The organism is Aminobacterium sp. UBA4908 (assembly GCF_002398115.1).
GTDB lineage: Bacteria > Synergistota > Synergistia > Synergistales > Aminobacteriaceae > Aminobacterium > Aminobacterium mobile.
Window position 1 is genome coordinate 552,559 of record NZ_DHCG01000002.1, and the last position, 20,822, is coordinate 573,380.

Consider the following 20,822-nt stretch of genomic DNA (forward strand, 5'->3'; position numbering starts at 1 on the left):
TCCCCTGCCTTTAATCCTCAATCGTCCCATCTGAATGGGAAACGCCAAAGCAAAACACTTTTTCATATATTCGGCAACGCAAATCCCAACCTAATTCTTTTGCAACGTAGTTCACTACATTATCAAGGGCACCAGGGCCACCGAGACGCCGACGCCCCTCTTCCGCCATCGCTTGTCGTAATTCCTTATCCGTAAGGATAGCGTAAGCAGCATCTGCCAAAGCTTTCGGTTCAGGCGCCACAAGGACTTCAGAGTTCCCCAATAGTTTTTTCTGTACGAGTTTCCCCTTCTCTCGAATAGAAACCACTGGAACTCCCAGGCCTGCACATACCTGATTAGCGGTTCCACCGAGGCCTATAAGGATATGGGCGTTATTAGCCACTGAAACAAGGGAGCCGAAATGGAAAAACACCTGTATTCCATCTCTTTCTATACCTGCGCCATTTTGAATAACTTTCCAGCCAGGAGCTCCCTGCACAAGCTCTCTCACATCCAAAGAAGGAGCTATAACGGCCACAAAAGAACATGGAGTTTTTGCCTGAAGGAGCAACGCTGCGTCAAGAAGCATTTTCATATCCTGATAGGCACGTTGCCGGCTTCCAGGTAAAAGAAGGACCTTCACTCCTTTATGTTCTGGCCATTGGAAGGATCCACTATTATTATCACAGGTAAGATCCATTATTGGATTCCCTGCAAAAACTGCATTGGCTCGGGAACGGGATAACTCTTTAGCTGTCTCTGCGTCCCGAGTCCATACTCGTCTACATCGATGTTTTATGAGAAAACGCTCAAGTCGCCAATGTCCACTAAGGTAAACTGTTTTTGCTGTGGCAACAAGCAAGGGAAGCTGTCCCTGCCCCCATAAAGTGTGAAGTAGGAGATAGACATCTCCTACACAAAGAGGTGTCCGAACAGTACCTCTCAACCGCCGCCAAGCCTTAAATTGAGAAAAAATATGCCGTACCAACCCAGAGCGCAGATCTCGCCATAAATCAGAAAGATGATATTTTATGACACCGCCAGAAGGAGATTCAGACGGAGAAGAATCCACTATAAAACCAGCATTACGATATTGCTCGCCCTTCCCTACTATAGGAAAAGAAGAGATGAGAGCACCAGGGAAACGATTGCGGATCTTTTCTGCGAGCAACGCTCCCATAGCATCCTCCCCATACCCGTTGGAAGCCACCACCAGGCGAGGTTGCAGCGTTTGGGCTATAATACGCCAAAATCGAGGCTCCTCATCTATCACTGTAGAAATAATAGGTACGAGCAACGGACAGTCTCCATCCCATTCAGGCAAATTATATACGTCTTTTTCTGTGCACACGAGGTAGGCAGCTCCCAATTCTTTGCGCAGAGAACCTAACCTATTCATGTCTCTTTCATCAAAACGATGATGATCTTTAAAGCGAAGTTCTTTTAATACGTTAAGCCCTGCTTGCTCCAAGGTCCTTCTAAAGCTTGCTGGACTTCCTATAGCTGAAAAGGCGACTATGGGTAAATCTCGAGCTTCAAATCCAGAAATATCTTTCCAGCTCCCTTGCCAAAAAGACCATGTTTTAAGTTCAAGACGCGATGTAAACAAACGAGAAGCCGGGACATATTTCAAAAGTTTTTCTCGCACAGCGCGAAGTTCTTCACTCGATACCTGATCTGCTTTGGTAATAACTACGATATGGGCTCGCTTTAAAGCTCTGGGAGGCTCTCTCAATATACCGGCAGGAATAAGGCGCCCATTTCCAAAAGGACAACACGCATCCACCAGAACAATATCCACATCCCTGCCCAACCGACGGTGCTGAAAGGCATCATCTGCCACAATAAGCTCTACATTATGTTTTTTTAGAGCTTCCACGTCTTTGAGACGATCTCGAGAAACAGCTACTGGTACATTTGAAAGCCGGGAAGCCAAAAGGAGCGGTTCATCTCCTACTATATCTCGATTAGCAGAAAAACCCTGGACAATTACAGGTTCATCGTTGGTTCGCCCTCCATATCCACGACTTACAATACCCACCCGGATCCCCATTCCCAAGAAATGGCGAGAGAGCATCTCCACAAAAGGAGTTTTATTGGTACCCCCAAGGGTAATGTTACCCACACTCACAACAGGAATAGAAGGCTCGTAGCTCGCCAAAAGACCGTGGTCAAAGGCGTAGTTACGAGCTGCTACCAGGCTGTGAGAAATGCCAGCAAAGGGGATGAGGAGAGACCACGGACTTACTCGGCGATCCCCTCGCGCCCAATCAAGATAACTACGGAGTACTTTCATAACCTGTTTCTCCACCACCAAACTGAAGATCGTAGAGATGACGATACAATCCACCTCTTACAAGCAGTTCTTCGTGAGAACCACTCTCTGAAATTTTCCCCTCATTCAAGACAAGAATGGTATCGGCATTGCGAATAGTGGAAAGACGATGAGCGATCACAAAAGATGTTCTGCCTTCCATTGCCTTTTCCATAGCTTCCTGTACCTGGCTTTCCACCGCTACATCCAAAGAAGAAGTAGCTTCATCTAGAATGAGAATGCGGGGGTTACGAATAATGGCACGAGCGATAGCCACACGCTGACGCTGTCCACCGCTAAGGGTTACTCCTCTCTCTCCCACTTCCGTTTCATACCCTTCAGGGAGAGATTGGATAAAGTCATGAATGCCCGCAATATGAGCAGCTCGAATAATATCTTCCATTGTGGCATCTGGGAAACCATAGGCGATATTGAAAGCCAAGCTCCCTTTCATCAAAACAGGATCCTGGGGAACAATACCTATCTGTTTCCGAAGCTCTACGAGATCAAGGCTTTTCACATTGTGTCCATCAAGAAAAACAGATCCTCGCTGAGGATCATAAAATCGAGGAATGAGGTCCATAAGAGTAGATTTCCCTCCACCAGTAGAACCTACAATAGCAACCCGTTCCCCAGGTTTAGCCTCAAGAGACACTCCTTTCAAAACCCACTGTTCGTCTACATATGCAAACCAAACATCGTCCATTGTCACTGCCCCTTTCAACGTGCCGAGAGGGACAGGGTTTTTGGGCGAATGGATCTCACAAGGAGTGTCGAGAATTGCAAATATACGTTCTGACGCGGCAAGGCCAAGCTGCATATTGCTTACAACTCTGGTAAAGACGCGAATAGGTTGAACTAAAAAACCAAGATAGCCTAAAAAAGCAATAAGCTCGCCAGGGGTCAAGGCTCCATAAATTACATCGCGGCCTCCAAGCCACAAAATCAAGGCTAGAGCGGCAATAAGTATAACTTCAATAATACCTGAAAGGGCCGATTGTACCTGAACTCCATGCATTAATGCTTTAAAATTAGCCTTGTTTTGATCTTTAAATCGATTGGATTCCAAATCTTCTGTTACAAAAGACCTGACGATGCGAATGGCAGATAAAGCCTCCTGTACAGTGGCAGAGAGCCGGGCCAGTTCCTCCTGGATATTATGCCCCACAATACGAAGTTTTTTAGAGGCATGGTCAAGAATCCATACAGTTACAGGGAGAACAGCGAAGGTAACCAGTGTAAGACGCCAGTTAATATAAATAAGGAACCCTAACATTCCTAAAAAAGTAATACCTTGCACCACCAAGTCTACTATTACAGTCGTCACCATATTCTGGAGTACATTCACATCGTTGGTAATACGCGACATAAGTTCTCCAATGCGTTTCCCATATATATATCGTAAAGACATTCTCTGCATATGATCATAAAGACGCACACGCAAATCCATAACAATACGCTGCCCCACCCAATTCATGAGGTACTGGTGGCCATAAGAGGCTATCCCCTTGCCAATAAAGAGGAATACGAGCCCTATGGAAAGCACATTCAAGACCATCATTTTTTTAGCGATAAGCACATCATCTACTACGTTTTTCAGAAGCCATGGAGGTATCACTGTAAAGACGGAAGACAGCACCATACAGCCCAGAGCCGCCAAAAGTCTCCCAAAATAAGGCTTCGTATAACCTAGCAAACGAAAATAGATGTGTTTTTTACTCTTCATGAACAAACACACAGCCTTTCCACAATGCTACAGATTACTTGAGATGGGTTTTTCGGAGCAAGGTTCGCCCAATGATGAAGCAACATTCGCTGGGCTTCATAACTTTCTCTGTCTTCATAGAGAGACACAAGCTGCAACGCCACCTCATTTGGAGTAAGCTCCCCTACAGTTTCCTTCATGATCTGTCGGTGGGCCAATCGGTTAGGCCAAGCTACATAATATGTTCGCCGACGTGCCATGGAACGTAAAACTTTTTCTTTCAACACAGGCCCCACTACAGGCAAAGCTGCCGTAAGTCCCACCAGCCCGGAGAGAGGGATCACCTGCAAGAAGGCGAAAGGAACTGCAACAAGAGTTGGAATTCCCATATACATCAACTCTAAGGTATTGGTCCCTGGTTGCGTAAGGGCCAGATCTGCTTCCCGAAGGGCCACAGCCGTTCCAGTACATGTAGGATTTAATCCTTGTTTTTTCCATGCGTTAAGCTCTTCGACGTGTGCAAAGGGAGAAAGAAGTGTCGCGACCTGGAGATTTTTAATTCTTTTGCTAAGGAAAGACCTGACCTCTGAGAGAAACGGAAGCGCCCTTGAGCGAATAGCCGGTCGACTGCCAGGGAAAAACGCTATTTTGACCCCATCTTTTCTTTGCCAGGGAGAAAGGCCCGAATCCATGGCCAACCCCTCTTGTACCAAATCTCCTACTACTACCGTTTTTTGTGGCAGTGTATCGGCCATAGCCTGAAAAGCTGTAAGGACACTATCGCAACGCTGAAGCCCTTTCTTTCCACCATAGGTATAACATAAAAGAGGCGATTTATTCTGCCGGGCGAGGATGCGGCCAAAAACCAAATCCCCGCCAAGCTGTATAACTATATCTGTATTATGATGATGGAATGCCGCTAACGTGGCTCCTGCAGAAAGAGGTCCCACAACAACATCAGCCCCTAAACGAAGAGCTACCTCCATTTCTCTGCCAGTGGAAAACTGACAGGGTAAAAGCCAAATGGTAACTTGATAGGCCATCTGCTTCAGAGACTTCGTAAGAGGGCGACACCATCCCCAAAGTTCTCCCGGTCCATTTACAAGAAGGGTCACCTGTTTCATTGCACTTCGCCTCGAAGGATTGTTTCTGCCCAGAGGGCTACAGCTCCCGACTCCCCCATTCCAGAGCGAGCCCTGGCCAGATCTGCATGTTTCCTCGCAGCTACAAGGGGATCAGAAAGATAAGCAAGGGCTTCCTCCATTACTCGGTGGGAGGATGCTTTTTTCTGTAAAAGTTCGGGATATACTTGCTCCCCTGCCATAATATTAGGCAAGGATACCCATGGAGTTTTCACCATCATTTTATAGATAAACCACGACATGAAGGAACCTTTATACATAACCACCATAAAACGATTGACCATCATCGCTTCTAGAGCTGCCGTACCACTGGCCCCTATAACAAGACAACTTTTTTTCATAAGCTCTATGCCTTTCCCTTCAAAAATATCCCAAGATATCAATTTTCCCTTTAGGTCTTCTCGATACTTTGAGGAGAAACTAGGAGCAATCGAAAAAACAGGATTATACCCTTTTTCTTTAAAAAGAGCAGCACATTCCAAAAGGACAGGGAGAAGTCTCTTTACCTCCCCTTTTCGACTTCCGGGCAAAAGAGCTATGGTACGACTTGAAGGTTCTGTGACAGAATCTGCCCCATATTCATCCAGGAAAGGATGCCCTTTCCATACAGAAGGGACACCATGCCGAATCATAAAGAGATGCTCGAATCTTAGAAGAGGAAATACAGCTGTACAATATCGACGCAACGATTGAATTCGTCGCGAGCGCCAAGCCCATACGGTAGGGGGGGCAATGTAAAAGATAGGTTTCTTGTACCCTTTTTTACGAAGGCTTCGAATAAGGGGAATGTGGAAATCTGGACTATCTATGACGACAATTCTCTCTGGTCGTTTTTGGAGTACATAATCGACCATGGTCTTTTTCAATGAAAGAAGTCGTGGTATGGCAGAGATAATATCAGATGTTCCCATAAGGCTTAACTGGTCTATAGACCAAAGGGCCTCTCCTCCAGCTTGTTGTCCTTCTTTCCCCAGCATTCCGAAGATAGGGCGAGACGTTATTTTCCGAAGGGAACCAATCAATAAGGCTGCATAGTGATCCCCTGACGGTTCTCCACAACTTATAAAGACTGACAAGATTCAACCCCCACTACAGAAATATTCGCAGATTCTGCAAGCTGAAGGAATTGTTCCTTTTCTAAAATAAGGGTGCGTCCTGCCTCTAAGGCGAGACATGTCTGGCCCGCAGTTTTCATCCCCTCAAGAGTAAGAGGACCCACCACTGGGATATCGAAACGTTCATCCTGATCGGCACGCATCATCTTTACGACACTGCCGCCGCGTACAAGTTCTCCGGCCCGTTTCAACATGGCGTCTGTCCCTTCCATAGCCTCAATCGCTACAACCGAACCGTCACAAACAACCACGCTCTGTCCGAAAGAAAGGGATAACGTGTGGGAGAGAATATATCGACCATATTCTATGTCTCTTTTTTCTTGTTCTGTAGGTTGGCGTCCCGCTATAAAATCCATTTCAGCCAGAAGTTCCGGGACAATAGACCTGTATCCAGCCACTCGAAGTCCTGATCTCTCAATAGTTTGCACAATACGCCCCAACAAAGCATGATCATCGTTCGTGCCGCCATTGCATAGAGATAAACGCAATAATTCGTCAAGAGCTGCTCGATTGTACATAAGGCTTTTAGGAACTCGGCCTGCAAGAATAACAGTGTCCACCTTTTTTATTAACATCTTTTCTAAGAGAACCTGAAGGTTAAGTGAAGTTACTGGAATAATTTCTGTCACATACGGCGACAGCGAGCGAACATCATCTGCAAGGGGAAAAAGATATACAGGAATCCCCTCTCGATGAAGTTTAGAACATATGGCCTCTGGGAGGGCCCCATCCCCCGCTATAATTGCAACAATATTATTCATTTTAATCATTCGCCTTCCGAGCAAAGAAACTCCCTACGAGAAGGAAGAGCACATTCGGTAACCATGCCGCTATAAAAGGCATCATATGCTCTGTTTCTCCCAAGGCTTTACAAAAAGACATGACCACGTAATAAACAAAAACAATAACAACGCTCAAACCAAATCCGACTCCAGATCCTGTCCGATGAGAACGGACTCCAAGGCTGGCGCCTAATATAGCTAACACAACACTGGCCCAAGGGACAGCTAATTTAAGATGGAACATAACCCAAAGAGGAGCAAGCCTAGCCCCCTGAGCTTTGAGAAGTCGGATGTGGACTAAAAGCTCTGTGGCGCTCATCTCCTTAGGTTTCCGTGACGCCTGTTCTACTTGCTGAGGAGAGAGGTCTAATTCAAAATGCTGGCGATCAAAATGGAAAAGAAGCTCAACTTTGCCCGTCTCTCCAACCTGATAGACTTCCCCATCATTAAGCCACCATTTCCCATCTTTCCATAGTCCCGTTTTTCCTACAGTTATTCTTCGAAGTTTGCCCTTTTCAAATTCTTGAACCAAGATGTTACTCATGGTTCCTTTTCGGGGCTGGAGCTTTTCGATGTAAATAACTCGATTCAACTCTCCCTGGCTCTCGTCTCGCAAAAAAACCTGCTCCTGCAAAAGAGAAGGCTTCTCTCGCATTACCTCATAGCGCATAAGGTTTTCAGCAGCACGATTTGAAAAAGGAACGACAGTTTCATTTAAAATCAATGCAGCAAAACCTACAATAATCGCCCCCCAAATGACAGGGCGTAAAATCCTCTGGAAAGCAATTCCTGACGCCTTTAACGCTACTAGTTCACTGTTCGCCGAAAGCTTGCCGAATGTCAACAACGAAGAGAGCAAGCAAGCCATGGGAAGGGTAAGAATAATAACCTCTGGTAAGCGATAGAGGAAAAGTCTAACCACGACACCGAGAGAGATTCCTTTCTCAATAATCAAACTGGCGATCTGAAAAAGAAGATCCCCCGCAACAAAAACCATGGTAAAAGACATTACACCGAAGATAAAAGGCCCTGCCATCTCTTTTAAAATGAAACGATCGAGAATACCTCTACCGTGTCTACGCACCAGAGCCACACCCTGTTTCCTCTATTTTGTTGTTTCTTAATATATATTCTGCTATTTCTCTTACAGCCCCGCGCCCCCCTGATGCAGCGGTAACAAAATCTGCTGCTTTTTTAGCTTCTTCTACTCCATTAGCCACAGCACAGCCTAGACCTGCCCAGGTAATGCATTCAACATCATTTACATCATCTCCGGCATAGGCTATTTCTGAGGGGAGAAGATCCAGCATTTTCGCTACGGCAAGAAGAGTTTCATATTTATTGGGGACTCCGTTATAAATGAGATCGATACCAAGCTCTCGGGCACGGCCTTCTGTAGCAGAAGAATAACGGCCACTAATAATAGCTATATGGACACCGCTTTTACGCAACCTCGCAATTCCCATGCCGTCCTGGATATCAAAGCGTTTAAACTCGCTGCCTCGCCCATCGAGATAGACGCCACCATCAGTAAGCGTACCATCTACATCCAGAGCAAGAAGCTTAATGGTCATCGTCTTCTCTCCTTATTTCTCTGGGCCAGGGACTGATACCTCTTTTGGCCTGACGAATAAAAGCAACAACTTCTGCGGCGTTAGGGTTGTTTTCTGTTTCTATGTTTTCCGCAGCAGATCTGAAGGGAAGGCCTGAATGATACAGATTATGATAAAGACGTTTTATTTCCATTCGATCATGAGAAGAAAAACCCGCCCTTTTTAATCCTACTTGATTGATACCATGCACAGAGGCAGGATGCCCATCGACAAGAAGAAAAGGAGGCACATCCTTGACAATTTTGGAAAGTCCTCCGATCATGCAGTAGCGTCCAACCCGAACAAACTGATGTATGCCTGCTATGCCGCCAATAACTGTTCCATCATCTATAGAAACATACCCAGCCAGCCCAGCTTTGTTCGCTATGGTGACACCTTTCCCTATGTGCACATTATGCCCTAAATGAACACCTTCCATAATAAAACAGCCGTCCCCCACCGACGTCACCGCCCCTTCTCCGCTGGCTCGGTGAATTGTAACATTTTCTCTTAATGTAACGCTGTTTCCTATGCGCACCCACGATTCTTCCCCTTTAAAACCATGATCCTGGGGTTCTCTGCCAAGAATCGCATTTTCAAAAACATGACATTCTGCACCGAGTTCAACGTAATCTAAAATACGTACGTATGCTTCGAGAACTGTTTCCCTACCTATGTGAACACGATCTCCAACTATGCAATAAGGTCCAATAACAACTCCATCTTCCACTTCAGCCTGAGGAGACACAAGAGCTGTTGAATGAATAGTTACGCTCATATTATTCTTAATCCTCCGTTGTCTTTCCAGATAGCCGCTCCGCCATTATAAAACTATATTCTGCCTCCGCCGCTAATTCTCCATCTACTTCCGCTTTGGCCCACACCTTCCCTACACGGCCTCGAACTTTTTTTATTTCAGCAGTGGTAATAAGTTGATCGCCAGGGCGAACTGGCCGACGGAATCGCGCTTTATCAACGCCGGTGAGATATGTAATCATATCTCCCATATTGGGACGACAGATAATCATCATAGCTGCTACTTGCCCCATAGCCTCAAGGATCAGGACTCCCGGCATTACAGGCTCTCCAGGGAAGTGGCCTTGAAAGAAAGGTTCGTTAATAGAGACATTTTTAAGCCCCACAACTCTCTCTTCTTCTACCTCCAATATCCTATCTACAAGAAGGAAGGGGTAGCGATGAGGAAGTGCTTCCATTATCCTATCGATATTGATCATTTTTACGTTCTCCTTTCACTAGCAGCGGCTCTCCAACGCTCTGAGCCGGCGAACCAGCCGAAGATGCATTTCATGCCCTGTCCTAATAGCCACAATATGAGCATGGAGAGGGCGCCCAAGCAACGTAAGGTCTCCAATTATATCGAGGACTTTGTGACGAACAAATTCGTTAGGAAAACGAAGACCTCCCTCAGTTTCTGCTTTTTTTCCTGTTACTAGAATAGCATTGCTAAGAGTTCCGCCTTTTGCAAGACCCCGACCTATCAGGTCATCCATTTCTTCATCTAGAGCAAAGGTACGCGTAGGAGCTATTTGGGTTAAAAAACCTTCCGGTGTTACTCGAAAGTCAAATATCTCCGTACCGATTACCGGATTCGAATATTCGATAATATACGTTATAGAGAGGCAATCCTCTGGGAAAGCCATGAGGATCCGATTCCCTGTCTCGTCTTTCTCCACTAAAGGAACGAGCAGTTTTAAAGGTTCGCTCAAAACTCCTGTTGTCGCTCGTCCTGCTTCCTGTATTCCCTTCGCAAAAGAAAAAGAACCCCCATCTAGTATAGGAATTTCCGGACCAATTACAGCAACCACAACCTGACCAATTTCCATAGCCCCTAAAGCTGCTAAAAGGTGCTCCACTGTCCTTACTCTTCTGCCACCAGGGAAAAGAAGCTCTGTTCCTCGACCATCCCCAGAGAATTCCGCACTATTCAAGGGGAAGTATTCACCATTGATTTTGAACAGAATACCCCGATCCTCTGTGGAAGGTTTCAACTCCACAGAGCATGGAGCGCCTGAGTGAAGCCCCACCCCTCTAAAAATTATTGGGGAAGCCAGCGTATAAAGAGGGGTCATTCTTTCTCCTCTTCTAGACTTTTTATTTTTTTCTCAAGCTCCCTCAACCTGGAGAATATTTCAGGCAATCGCAGATAAAGAGCTTGAGCTTTGAAATGTTCCTTGTGGTCCCTCGCAGGAAACCCTGACACCACTACTCCAGGTGCTACGTCTTTAACAGCTCCACTCATGGCCGCAACTTGGGCACGATCTCCTATTTTTACGTGGTCTTTAGCTCCGCTACGGGCTGCCATTATAACGCCTTCCCCAAGCTCAGTACTTCCCGCTAACCCCGTCATGGCGACAAGAATACAATTCTCGCCTATCCGCACATTGTGCGCTACATGAACATGATCGTCAATTTTCACTCCAGCTCCTATATACGTATTATCGAGAGTACCACGATCGATGGTGGAACAGGCTCCCACCTCCACATCGTCCCCTATTACCACACCACCTACCTGAGGTATTTTGACAGGCCGCTCCTTGGGGCAACGAGAAGGGATAATTCCAAACCCATCACAACCTATAACAGCACCGCTATGAATAAGAGTTCTTTCCCCTACCAAAACATCGGAAAATAAGACAGCCATGGGCTCTATAACAGAGTGAGCACCCACTTCACAATTTGCCCCTATATAAACATGAGCTTCAAGTACAACGTGATCGTGAATAACGCTGTTATCCTCTACCACGCAAAAAGGTCCTATGAAAGCAGAAGGTGAGATGCGAGCTGTTTCAGCTACTAGTGCCGTGGGATGAACACCCTTTCCCCTCTTGTTTGGACTTTTGAAAAGAAAAAGAAGCTTGACAAAAGCCTCTCTAGGATCTGAGACCAGAACTCCCTCTCTCTGGCCATTAAAAAAAGATGGAGGCCCCACAAGAAACCCTTCACCCCCCATTTTCCCTAGTTCTCGTTCTTCCCAAATAACAGAAACTGTATTTTTTGCACTTTTTTCAGGAGAAACTACAGCATGAACCTCATGCTCAGGATCCCCCACCACTGTCCCGCCAATATAATCCGCGATTTGACGGAGCGTCACGGAAACGTCAGGCACTTTTTTCACTCTCGCCGTCCCCCTTACAAATTTCCTACAGCGCGAATGCTCCATTGGTCATCATCGCGCTCGTCATAATGCAATTCTATAGATAAAAACTCATTCAACCGATACCCCACTCCCATGTTCTTTTCGCTGTTTTCGCTAAAACGAACCCAGAAATACGGCTGTTTTACTTTTCCTGTCAACCAAAAACGCCACCATATTTCTTCTCCCGGATATGCCAATTCCACTCCGAACAACAAGCGAGGGAAGTACCGCCAGCGAGCTCCCCAACGGCTTTCAAGCCCCCAGTCATTGGTCGAAAGGATCCATTCCCCATAAAGCTCTACATCCCAACCGCTTAGAGGAAGAGCCTTTCTTCCTACATGAAGCCCCAGTTCCGGGTATCTATCATCTGTCCCCCCATAAGCAGCTGCCCAAGCTTGAATTGTAAAACGGGGGCTTTCTACCACTGCATCAGCTTTCGCTATCTGCGATGGTTTAAAGGCGACATCTACCTGGGCTTTGGAATTTTCCACTATATTACGACCTGCAAGAGATTGTCTTGCCAGCTCTTCTACTTCTTTTTTATGAACGTCCACCCATTGAACAGGAAGCCCAATGACCGGGAAAAGACCTGACTGGAGATTATCTTTCAGATCTGACTGAAAAGCAACCGGAAGCGAAGATGATTGAACAGTAGGTGTAATAGCAAGAACCAATGGTTGTTGTGGTAAAAACGCCACATTAAGAGTGGCACCACCACCCTCACTATCGATCTGGACCTGCAAAGATACGTCCCAACCAGGCAAACGAGGCCCTGATAGGGCTTCTATTTCCTGTTTCAAAGCCATATCAGCCCACCCCAAGGCTTCTACAGGCACTTGATCTAAAGCTTTTAACAGCTGCGACTGTAGATCTTTCGTATCTTTATAAAACCACTGGTCTGTGGGGTAAGGTAAAACAGGTTGAATAACATGTACCTGCCATAAAATAGGGTTCGTAGATGAAACTGGCAAAAGTACATCAGTCCCACTCCATTGGGGGGTCTTAATGGAGTATCCCAGGAAAAGGCGCTCTGCTACGAGAGTTAACATGGAGAGGCGATCTGCAAGAGGAACTGTGGACTCCATTTCCTGCCACACAGCATTGAGACTTTTCTCTGCGCTACCTTGCATCCAAGGCTGCATTCCTTTGATTTTAACAGCCCCGTAGAGAGGACTGCCAACAAAAAGAAGGGCCGCAGCCAAAAACGCAGCGGCTACAGCCCCGCACCTTTTCACCATAACAGATGGTCTCACTCCTTAGAAGAGTTCTCCGAAACCAAAGTGGGTTTTATTCTCGTCTTCTCCTTGAGCGTAATCAAGCCGAAGGTTCCCGAGAGGGGTTTTCACCCGCACGCCCACTCCCCAAGAATCATGGAGATCGGAAAGGCTAAAATTATCTTGGCCTCTCCAAGCATTTCCAGTATCGTAAAAGAGTACAAAACCAAAAGCTTTTTCTATGGGCAACCGGAATTCTAAATTAGCCAGGAACATTTCGTCCCCTTCAAACTGACCTCCATCATAGCCGCGAAGAGTATTTGTACCACCAACAGAGTAACGCTCAGCAGAAGGAATAGTTCCTGAAGAGAAGCCTATTCGAGTTCTCGCCGCAAAAATTGGAGGGTTATCTTCTGTTCCAATGTTAAGGTCGAAGAAATTTTTGAATCCTGTTAATGGGGCATAAAAACGTCCCTGGAGCCAGTACTTTGTATACGTCCAGTCAGCCCCGAAAAAATCCATAGCATGCTCTACGTTGAGATCTATAATATTCCCTTTCGAGTAACTCAAATATTCATCTAAAGTGTTTCTTGTCAAGGTTCCAAGAACTGCGAAGGTCGTGCCCTTCGTTAAATCTTCTTTATCCGCTTCTGTAGCAGAATTTTTCTCTCGAATATTGGAGACATCCACATCATGCCAGTCGAGGGTGAGATACCAGCTCAGGAAAGGATCATGAGAGAACTTTTTCCCGGCGCCAATATAGGCCCCTGTCCGTTCTTCATCGTATTCGAGCCGTTCTATATTGTCTCGATAGTACCCTCGATCTTCCCACATTCTCTTGTAAGCTCCGACTTTCCACGAATAATGGATTTCATCCATATAAGGCTCTGTGTAAGAGACCCAGTACTGCTCATTATCTCCCGTTTCAAAACCTATTTCCGCTTTATGCCCTTTTCCCTTCCAGTTCACATCCGTATACGAGAGACCGCCAGACCAACCGCTCTCCGTTCCGTGGCTAATGGAAAGCCCCACTGAGGCAGTTTTCTTCTCCTCTACCGTTACAATAACATTTGTAGCCATAGGAGAATCGCCTGGCTCAAAACCTACACTTACATCTTCAAAATATCCCAACATCTGAATTTTATTAATGGAATGACGCAAAACAGTTGCGTTAAATATGTCGCCTTTTTTTACTTTAATCTGCCGTTCAATGACATAGGTTTTCGTCTTTGTGTTCCCCTGGATGATAATATCACCCACCACAGGCTCTAAAATCTGGACATTAATAATGCCGCCTTCAATCTGCACGTCTGCTATGCGCATCATGACATAACCATCTTTTTGATACTTTTCTTGGATACGCTCAAGATCATGCCTAAAAAAGACCCTATTAAAGACCGTCCCTGGTGTAGTAAAAACAAGTTTCAGTAACTCTTCATCGCTGTAAACAGTATTTCCGGAAAGCTCTATTTTTTCGACGACAGGATTCTCTTTAACTACGTACGCAACAGCAACTCCTCCCTCTGCAGCCGAAAGATCTACATCAACAAAAGAGAAAAATCCCAATTCATAAATGGCTTCCACGTCTTTCTGAAGCTGTTCTTTATTGAGAGGTTCCCCTGCTTTGGTGCCAACCGCAGAAAGAATATGTTCTGCTACCACATGTTCGTTGCCACGAACACTAAGAGAAGCCACGTTCGCCTCTTGAGCCCCAACCCCATTACAGAGAAGCCCCACTAACGCAACACATACGAAAAAAACACATATTGATCGCTTCACACACGATCTCTCCTTCCGGAAAAGGTGCTTAAAGATTACTGCCGATTAACAACGATTGCTGGTCCCTGATCGCGAAGGGCTTTTTGCCCCACTTGCACAAGAGTCAAAATCCGATCGAGGGATATATTTTTTTCGTTTTCCTTGCCTTCTATATTCCGTTGTCCTTCTGTCTCCACAATAGTAGATTTTTCACTTCTCAGCGCTACTGCTGTCGGCCCCCTATCCAGACGAGGGAGCTGATACGGTTTCCCCTCCTCCTCTTTCCCTTTTTGTCGCATAGCTTCTATATTGCTTTCGCTAAGATTGCGACGTAAAGCCGTTAACAACGCCTGTTCATCAATGGTAAGCCATTCAAGAACCGGTTCCTGGGAACGATCTGCTACTAAAACCCTGTGGGCATTCTGCATGGGGACAGAGAGAGGTGCGGAGATTGCACAAAGGAAAAGAAAGGCAAGGCCCAGGGATTTCACGACAAAACCCAGAGTCGTTTTCCCGTGTACTGCCTTTTCTTCACAAGCAGCAAGTCGCCACAACTCCTGTCGTGCTTCTTCCAGTTCTGCTCTGGCACATTCCATTTCAGATAAAGCATTGTGCCACGCCTTCCTTCTTGATGCGTAAAGACACCGTTCCAGCCATCGCATAACCCTTAAGATACGTTTTTCCATACTTCCACCACTCCCGGAATAATGAGCCTTCTCTTTTCATTATCACCAGTCATATCTCTTTAGTGGCATGGTCTGGCAAGAGCCAGCTACGAAGCCTCGCTAGAGCATTCCGCTTCAGGCGATATACGTGGCTTACATCGATATGATGCTCCTGAGCAACTTCCTTTGCATCATGCCCTTTAAAAAACATATCCGCAACAATCTCTGCTTCTCTCTGAGGCAATTTTTTGACCTCATGAGAAAGAGTGAGGGAAAGATCATAAAGATCCGGAGAAAAGCTGTCCATTGCCACCAATTCCTCTTCCACATCTACAGGAACAGGAGCTTTTGCCTCAGACCTCTGTAGAAAGTTAACCATTTGCCCCTTAATGCGATAGAACGCATACGTCGTGAACTTTAATTGTCGCTCTGGCTCAAAATTATCCACAGCTTTAATAAGAGCCAGCATTCCCTCCTGAACCAGGTCAGGATAAGAAGATGGGACTACCTGAAACTTTTGCGCTAACCAAAAAACAAGCGGACGATAAGATATAATGAGTTCCTCTCTCGCTTCGTCATCTTTATGACATCGAATCCAGAGGTGAGCCTCTCGTTCTGGAGAAAGGCGCGTAGATCGATTATCATCAAATGTTTCGCCCAACAGTCTTCCCCCTCCTCGCCGCATCATAGAGCGATTACGAAAATTCTACCAGTTCATAGCTTCCTTGTCTAAGTGAAGTTACCTACAACAAAATAGGAAGATCTCTTACAAGTTCACTCTCGACATAAAGATGGGTAGCATCGTTCAAGAATGAAAGCATAGAGAGACCTCGATAAGCCTGAATACAGGAAATAGAACAATTATCTAACCTCATTCGCCACACAAGTGATGAACTTACTCCTAATAAGCTTACTAATGCCGTTCGAATAGTTCCACCATGAGCAACAACAAGAATTCGTTCTTCCTCGCGTGTCATAATCTCCTTAAGGACATTGTCCACACGCTGCTGAACACTACTAAAAGACTCTCCACCTCCAGGGACCGTTGAAGAAGGATCCTGACGCCAACGACGATGCTCCTCAGGGAAACATGCCTCTACCTCTGTGACAGTCAACCCTTCCCATTCTCCAAAACCTATTTCCTCCAGCCCCTTCCGGAGAAGGATCGAGGTGGAAACTTGATGTTCAGCTATAATAGCGGCAGTTTGAGCGGCTCGCTGCAAAGGACTGGAAACAATAAGCTCTGCTTGAAAGGACGCGAGACGCAACGAAACTCTCCTCGCCTGATCAAGTCCCTCTTCATTAAGCGGAACATCACTATGCCCCTGATATCTTTGTTCGTTATTCCAATCGGTACGTCCATGTCTTACAAAAAGAATCTGTTTAAGTGCCAATTCTTATTCTCCTTCATACAATCAACTTCGAGTTATTATACCCCGTTCTCCGATCTCTCTAGAAAAAAGATAGCATTATAAAGAGATTTTTGAAAAAATATATCCCCCTTCGAGGAACTTTTTTCTCTCAGAGAAGCAGCTTCTTTTAAAATCTTTCTGTATATCTCCGCATTTTTACCGCCCTTTATTTCTATCTCAAAAAGGAAGCTAGCTCCATAAACAAGCAAATTCCAGAAATTCCATCCCGCTAAAATAGTGTTATGAGGGATAAAATAAATGCTCTCGATTAAATATCGCGGGATATGCCATGGGGTTTTCCTGAATGTAAAATAGACAGTTTTAAAAATATCGTACTCGAACCCAACTCCTCTTCGCAGGTTTTCATTATCAATAGAGTAAATGGAACCGTCTTTACTTTTTACTAGATTATATGTGCGAATATCCGAATGACGAATGCCCTTTGCAAGGGACACTGGGGCCTCTTCCCTTAAAAGAGAGTATAAAATATCTACATCTGTTTTACTCATGCCTGAAAGCCACACAGACCTCTTTTTTTGGAATAAAGAAAGAATCCTCTGGACATATAGAGAGCTATCTATTGGAGAGTCTACACTAGCTCCATGGAAACGAGACTGGTAACGAGCCATAGCTTTCGCGTATCTAAAAGGAAGTTGTTTCCGCAGCGGAACGCCCTCTATCCATTGAGAAAGAATGTATGGCCCAATCTGTCTATAAACTTTAGGGATGGGAACTTTCTTCGCTTCCAAAAGAGACGTTATTTCTACTATATTTCTGGCAGCCTCCCGAGTCCGAGCCCAATAAAGTTTCATTTTCTCTTTTGTCTTCCGGTCAAATATAAGAAGTGGCTTAGAACCACATCCTTGCCGTAAACGAACAACAAATTCCGGAACATACCCCAGGGCTTTATATAAAATTTCAGCACAAAATTCTCCGCCTGGGAGGCGGAATGTTCGGGCGTCTATAATATACCCTCGCTCTGAATGATGCGTAGAAATTTCATCGAAAAAACGCGATAACAACACTGAGCATAGGCCTCCTTTGTGTTTTGAGAAGAATGTAACTTTATTATAATTAAATCTTCTATGATTAATTAAATATCTAGATATATTATATATAGCAGTATTTTCATGGAAAGACAAAACTTCTCTACGGAGGGGGAAACACAAAAAAAGCTTTGCGCCCTTTGCTTTCCCAGCAACAAGACACAAAGCCTATTTTTCTATGATATGGAGCCGGCGGGCGGACTCGAACCGCCGACCTGCGCATTACGAGTGCGCTGCTCTACCAACTGAGCTACACCGGCAGTATGGACTAAAAAATGGCGGTCCCAACGGGATTTGAACCCGTGTCGCAGCCTTGAAAGGGCTGTGTCCTAGACCACTGGACGATGGGACCGCTTTGGTGAGCCGTGTGGGAGTCGAACCCACGACGCCCGGATTAAAAGTCCGGTGCTCTACCTACTGAGCTAACGGCTCATTGCTCTCAGCTCGTAACCGCCGTTACGCAAGGGTTTATTCTACAGAAAAAAGGCAGCAAGTCAAGCCCCTCTTTAAAAAATCTCAGGATTTCGCCTTGTTTTCTATTATTTTTATACTTTTTATCCAGTTCCACCCATGATCTATTTGGCGATTTACTTCAGAAAAAGAGGTCCCACCATAGGTCTGGCGACGAGATACACTTGTCTTAAGATCCAAGAGAGGAAGAAGATCCTCTTCCACTTCTGGGACGAGATCTTGCCATTCAGAGAGGGAAAGTTGAAATAGGGAACGGTTATGGTCTAAACAGTAACGTACAACCTGTCCTGCCTTCCAATGAGCCTCTCGGAAAGGGATTCCTTTGCCGACAAGATATTCCGCTACATCCGTAGCTAATGTTAATCCATTTTGAAATCCTAAAATCGCCCGGTCCTGATCTGCCTCTACTTGAGACAGGAAAGGAGGAAAGATAGAAAGTATAGCTTCCACTGCGGTAAGAGAAGCCAGAAGCCCTCTTTTATCTTCCTGAAGATCTCTATTATACGTCATGGGTAATCCTTTTAAAGAAATAATCAAATCGAGAAGATGCCCTATTATTTGCCCTGTTCGCCCACGAGTTAATTCGAGAACGTCAGGATTTTTCTTCTGCGGCATCATACTCGAGCCAGTACAAAAAGCATCTGGAAGATTAATCCAGCCAAATTCCTGAGAGTTATAAATAACCAGGTCTTCAGAGAGACGACTACAATGGATGGCAAATCCCGTAGCGAAATAGTGATAGTCGAGAAGATAATCTCGCTGCGCAACAGAATCCAAGCTGTTTTCTGAAGGGGACTGGAAACCAAGGGCCTCAGATGTGAAAAAGCGATCTAAGGGCAATGTAGAGCCCGCAAGAGCGCCAGATCCAAGAGGGCACTCTTGCATGCCATCTAAAGCTGCCTGAAGGCGTGTATAGTCTCGCCGAAACGCCTGGAAATGAGCCATCCAATAGTGACCTAAACTAATAGGTTGAGCTTGTTGCAAATGAGTATACCCCGGCACTACCACATAAAGATGCGCCTTGGCTCTCCCAAGCAAAACTTCAAGAAGGGCTCTCATCTTTTCTTGAAAATCTGCGAGTTTATCTCGAAGGAAAAGGCGAACCGTCGTTGCTATTTGATCGTTACGGCTTCTTCCTGTGTGGAGCTTTTCTCCAAGAGAGCCGAGAATCTCTGTAAGTCGATGTTCAATGTTCATATGTACGTCCTCCAGTTCAATGGAGGGCTTGAATTTGTCCTCTTCAATTTCGCGCAATATCTGTTTGAGCCCTTGTTCCATCCGTAATCCTTCGGCAGGCGTTAGAAGACCTACAGAAACAAGCATCTGAGCGTGGACCAAACTTCCTTGTATATCAAAAGGGGCAAGGCACCAATCTACGTCTAGAGACTGGGAATAATTCAGAACTATATCAGCGGTATTCCCACTAAATCGCCCTTTCCACATAATATTAATAGCCCCCCTTAGATTAAGCATCCTTGTTGCATAGGAGTGGAACAATCTATCTCATGGAAACGACGTGCCAGCCATGTTCCTGCGGGATGATATCCAAGACCTAACCAGGAAGCCATCTGAAGATGAAGACACTTTACATTGAAGGAGTTAATATTCTGAATGCCGCCTATCCCACCACTTTGCAAGGCCGCCCAGAGACATCTTCGACGTTTACGAAAAAAATTTTTAGTTCCTAAAGACAGCAAGCTTAGCTTTATCATTCGATGTGCTAAATGATACTGCACCCACTTTTGGAGTGGGACTCCAGAGGAAAGAAAGGATTCCATGTCTTTTACTCCTTGTTGGGATTCTAGCTCCCCGCATTTTTGAACAAGGAAAGGACAACTTAACCAAAATATGGTAGGGAAAGGTTCTTGCCTCTTTATTGGGTTACAAATGAGCGTCTGTGGATACCCCCATTTACAACGAGAAGCCACCCCTAATACTATTCGATCGTCAAATTTTCGTCGAGACATTTGGCGCCTTATAACGTCCATATCCAGTAAGGAGATGTAAGGATAAAAAGCAGGGGAGCCTTGGCTCCCCCATCTATTTCTTCCTGTCATTTACTTTTACGACTCCGGCGTTTTGCGGCTTTCGCATTGTTGAGCTTGCTATTCAAATCAGCTATCTTTTGGTCGCTTATTTTGAGGAAATTAGAAAGTTTCTTTTCAAAACTATCCTCGGTTTCTTTAGGAGCAGAGGGAAGGGGGGGTCGTTCTTCCATTTTTTTAAGCGAAAGATCAATCCTGTTCTTTTCATCAATCTTAATAACTTTCGCCTTCACCTTTTGCCCTATGGCAAGAACATCCTCTACTTTCTTGACATAATTATACGAGAGCTCAGAAATATGAATCATAGCCCTCTGTCCCGTGGAGAGGCGCACAAATGCTCCATAAGGCATGATCTGCTCCACTTCACATTCGACCGTGTCTCCTACCTGTACCGGAGCCTGGTCACTCCTCTTTTCTTCTACCAT

General features: G+C 45.4%; 20 protein-coding genes and 3 tRNA genes. All 23 read right to left on the reverse strand.

Annotated elements, in window-relative coordinates:
• Positions 1-10 precede the first annotated feature (10 nt).
• Positions 11-2,329 (reverse strand): lipid-A-disaccharide synthase-related protein, encoded by a 2,319-nt coding sequence (locus tag B4J50_RS03550; protein ID WP_286846228.1) that lies wholly within the window; start codon positions 2,327-2,329, stop codon positions 11-13.
• A complete protein-coding gene (locus B4J50_RS03555) occupies positions 2,259-4,019 on the reverse strand; it encodes an ABC transporter ATP-binding protein (RefSeq protein WP_286846230.1) in 1,761 nt (586 codons plus the stop codon). Before B4J50_RS03555 ends, B4J50_RS03550 begins: the two co-directional genes overlap by 71 nt.
• Positions 4,016-5,122 (reverse strand): cdisaccharide synthetase, encoded by a 1,107-nt coding sequence (locus tag B4J50_RS03560; RefSeq protein ID WP_286846231.1) that lies wholly within the window; start codon positions 5,120-5,122, stop codon positions 4,016-4,018. The genes B4J50_RS03555 and B4J50_RS03560 overlap by 4 nt, the downstream gene beginning before the upstream one ends.
• Positions 5,119-6,216 carry a lipid-A-disaccharide synthase gene (gene lpxB, locus B4J50_RS03565; protein ID WP_024821761.1) on the reverse strand — a complete coding sequence of 366 codons (1,098 nt, stop codon included), beginning with the start codon at positions 6,214-6,216 and terminating at the stop codon, positions 5,119-5,121. Before lpxB ends, B4J50_RS03560 begins: the two co-directional genes overlap by 4 nt.
• Positions 6,201-7,016: an LpxI family protein gene (locus B4J50_RS03570; protein WP_024821760.1), complete on the reverse strand. Its 816-nt coding sequence runs from the start codon at positions 7,014-7,016 to the stop codon at positions 6,201-6,203. Before B4J50_RS03570 ends, lpxB begins: the two co-directional genes overlap by 16 nt.
• A gap of 1 nt (position 7,017) precedes the next feature.
• The gene (locus tag B4J50_RS03575) at positions 7,018-8,130 is read right to left on the reverse strand and encodes an LptF/LptG family permease (protein WP_024821759.1); all 1,113 of its coding nucleotides are present in this window, start codon (positions 8,128-8,130) and stop codon (positions 7,018-7,020) included.
• Entirely contained in the window at positions 8,114-8,611 is a 498-nt protein-coding gene (locus tag B4J50_RS03580) for a KdsC family phosphatase (RefSeq protein ID WP_024821758.1), read from the reverse strand. Before B4J50_RS03580 ends, B4J50_RS03575 begins: the two co-directional genes overlap by 17 nt.
• A complete protein-coding gene (gene lpxA / locus B4J50_RS03585; RefSeq protein WP_024821757.1) occupies positions 8,601-9,407 on the reverse strand; it encodes an acyl-ACP--UDP-N-acetylglucosamine O-acyltransferase in 807 nt (268 codons plus the stop codon). Before lpxA ends, B4J50_RS03580 begins: the two co-directional genes overlap by 11 nt.
• Before the next feature lie 7 nt (positions 9,408-9,414).
• A complete protein-coding gene (fabZ, locus tag B4J50_RS03590) occupies positions 9,415-9,864 on the reverse strand; it encodes a 3-hydroxyacyl-ACP dehydratase FabZ (RefSeq protein ID WP_024821756.1) in 450 nt (149 codons plus the stop codon).
• An 18-nt stretch (positions 9,865-9,882) separates the two neighbouring features.
• Complete coding sequence (lpxC, locus tag B4J50_RS03595; RefSeq protein ID WP_024821755.1) at positions 9,883-10,719, reverse strand: UDP-3-O-acyl-N-acetylglucosamine deacetylase; 837 nt, start codon at positions 10,717-10,719, stop codon at positions 9,883-9,885.
• Positions 10,716-11,765 carry a UDP-3-O-(3-hydroxymyristoyl)glucosamine N-acyltransferase gene (lpxD, locus tag B4J50_RS03600; protein WP_024821754.1) on the reverse strand — a complete coding sequence of 350 codons (1,050 nt, stop codon included), beginning with the start codon at positions 11,763-11,765 and terminating at the stop codon, positions 10,716-10,718. Before lpxD ends, lpxC begins: the two co-directional genes overlap by 4 nt.
• A gap of 14 nt (positions 11,766-11,779) precedes the next feature.
• Entirely contained in the window at positions 11,780-13,024 is a 1,245-nt protein-coding gene (locus tag B4J50_RS03605; protein ID WP_286846233.1) for a hypothetical protein, read from the reverse strand.
• Positions 13,025-13,042: 18 nt separating this feature from the next.
• Positions 13,043-14,779: a BamA/OMP85 family outer membrane protein gene (locus tag B4J50_RS03610; protein ID WP_024821752.1), complete on the reverse strand. Its 1,737-nt coding sequence runs from the start codon at positions 14,777-14,779 to the stop codon at positions 13,043-13,045.
• Between the two features lie 35 nt (positions 14,780-14,814).
• The gene (locus B4J50_RS03615; protein ID WP_286846234.1) at positions 14,815-15,444 is read right to left on the reverse strand and encodes a hypothetical protein; all 630 of its coding nucleotides are present in this window, start codon (positions 15,442-15,444) and stop codon (positions 14,815-14,817) included.
• 49 nt (positions 15,445-15,493) lie between these two features.
• The gene (locus tag B4J50_RS03620; RefSeq protein WP_286846236.1) at positions 15,494-16,084 is read right to left on the reverse strand and encodes a sigma-70 family RNA polymerase sigma factor; all 591 of its coding nucleotides are present in this window, start codon (positions 16,082-16,084) and stop codon (positions 15,494-15,496) included.
• Positions 16,085-16,166: 82 nt separating this feature from the next.
• Complete coding sequence (cobC, locus tag B4J50_RS03625) at positions 16,167-16,817, reverse strand: alpha-ribazole phosphatase (protein ID WP_024821749.1); 651 nt, start codon at positions 16,815-16,817, stop codon at positions 16,167-16,169.
• 35 nt (positions 16,818-16,852) lie between these two features.
• A complete protein-coding gene (locus tag B4J50_RS03630) occupies positions 16,853-17,860 on the reverse strand; it encodes a phosphotransferase (protein WP_286846237.1) in 1,008 nt (335 codons plus the stop codon).
• Positions 17,861-18,065: 205 nt separating this feature from the next.
• Positions 18,066-18,141: transfer RNA gene (locus B4J50_RS03635), tRNA-Thr, on the reverse strand.
• Between the two features lie 16 nt (positions 18,142-18,157).
• Positions 18,158-18,233 (reverse strand) — tRNA-Glu (locus B4J50_RS03640).
• A gap of 4 nt (positions 18,234-18,237) precedes the next feature.
• Positions 18,238-18,313, reverse strand: a tRNA-Lys gene (locus B4J50_RS03645).
• 84 nt (positions 18,314-18,397) lie between these two features.
• Complete coding sequence (gene argH, locus B4J50_RS03650; RefSeq protein WP_286846238.1) at positions 18,398-19,795, reverse strand: argininosuccinate lyase; 1,398 nt, start codon at positions 19,793-19,795, stop codon at positions 18,398-18,400.
• A 17-nt stretch (positions 19,796-19,812) separates the two neighbouring features.
• On the reverse strand, positions 19,813-20,409 hold the full coding sequence (locus tag B4J50_RS03655) for a DUF501 domain-containing protein (protein ID WP_333593016.1): 597 nt from the start codon (positions 20,407-20,409) through the stop codon (positions 19,813-19,815).
• On the reverse strand, positions 20,406-20,822 hold the full coding sequence (locus tag B4J50_RS03660) for a S1 RNA-binding domain-containing protein (RefSeq protein ID WP_024821745.1): 417 nt from the start codon (positions 20,820-20,822) through the stop codon (positions 20,406-20,408). The genes B4J50_RS03655 and B4J50_RS03660 overlap by 4 nt, the downstream gene beginning before the upstream one ends.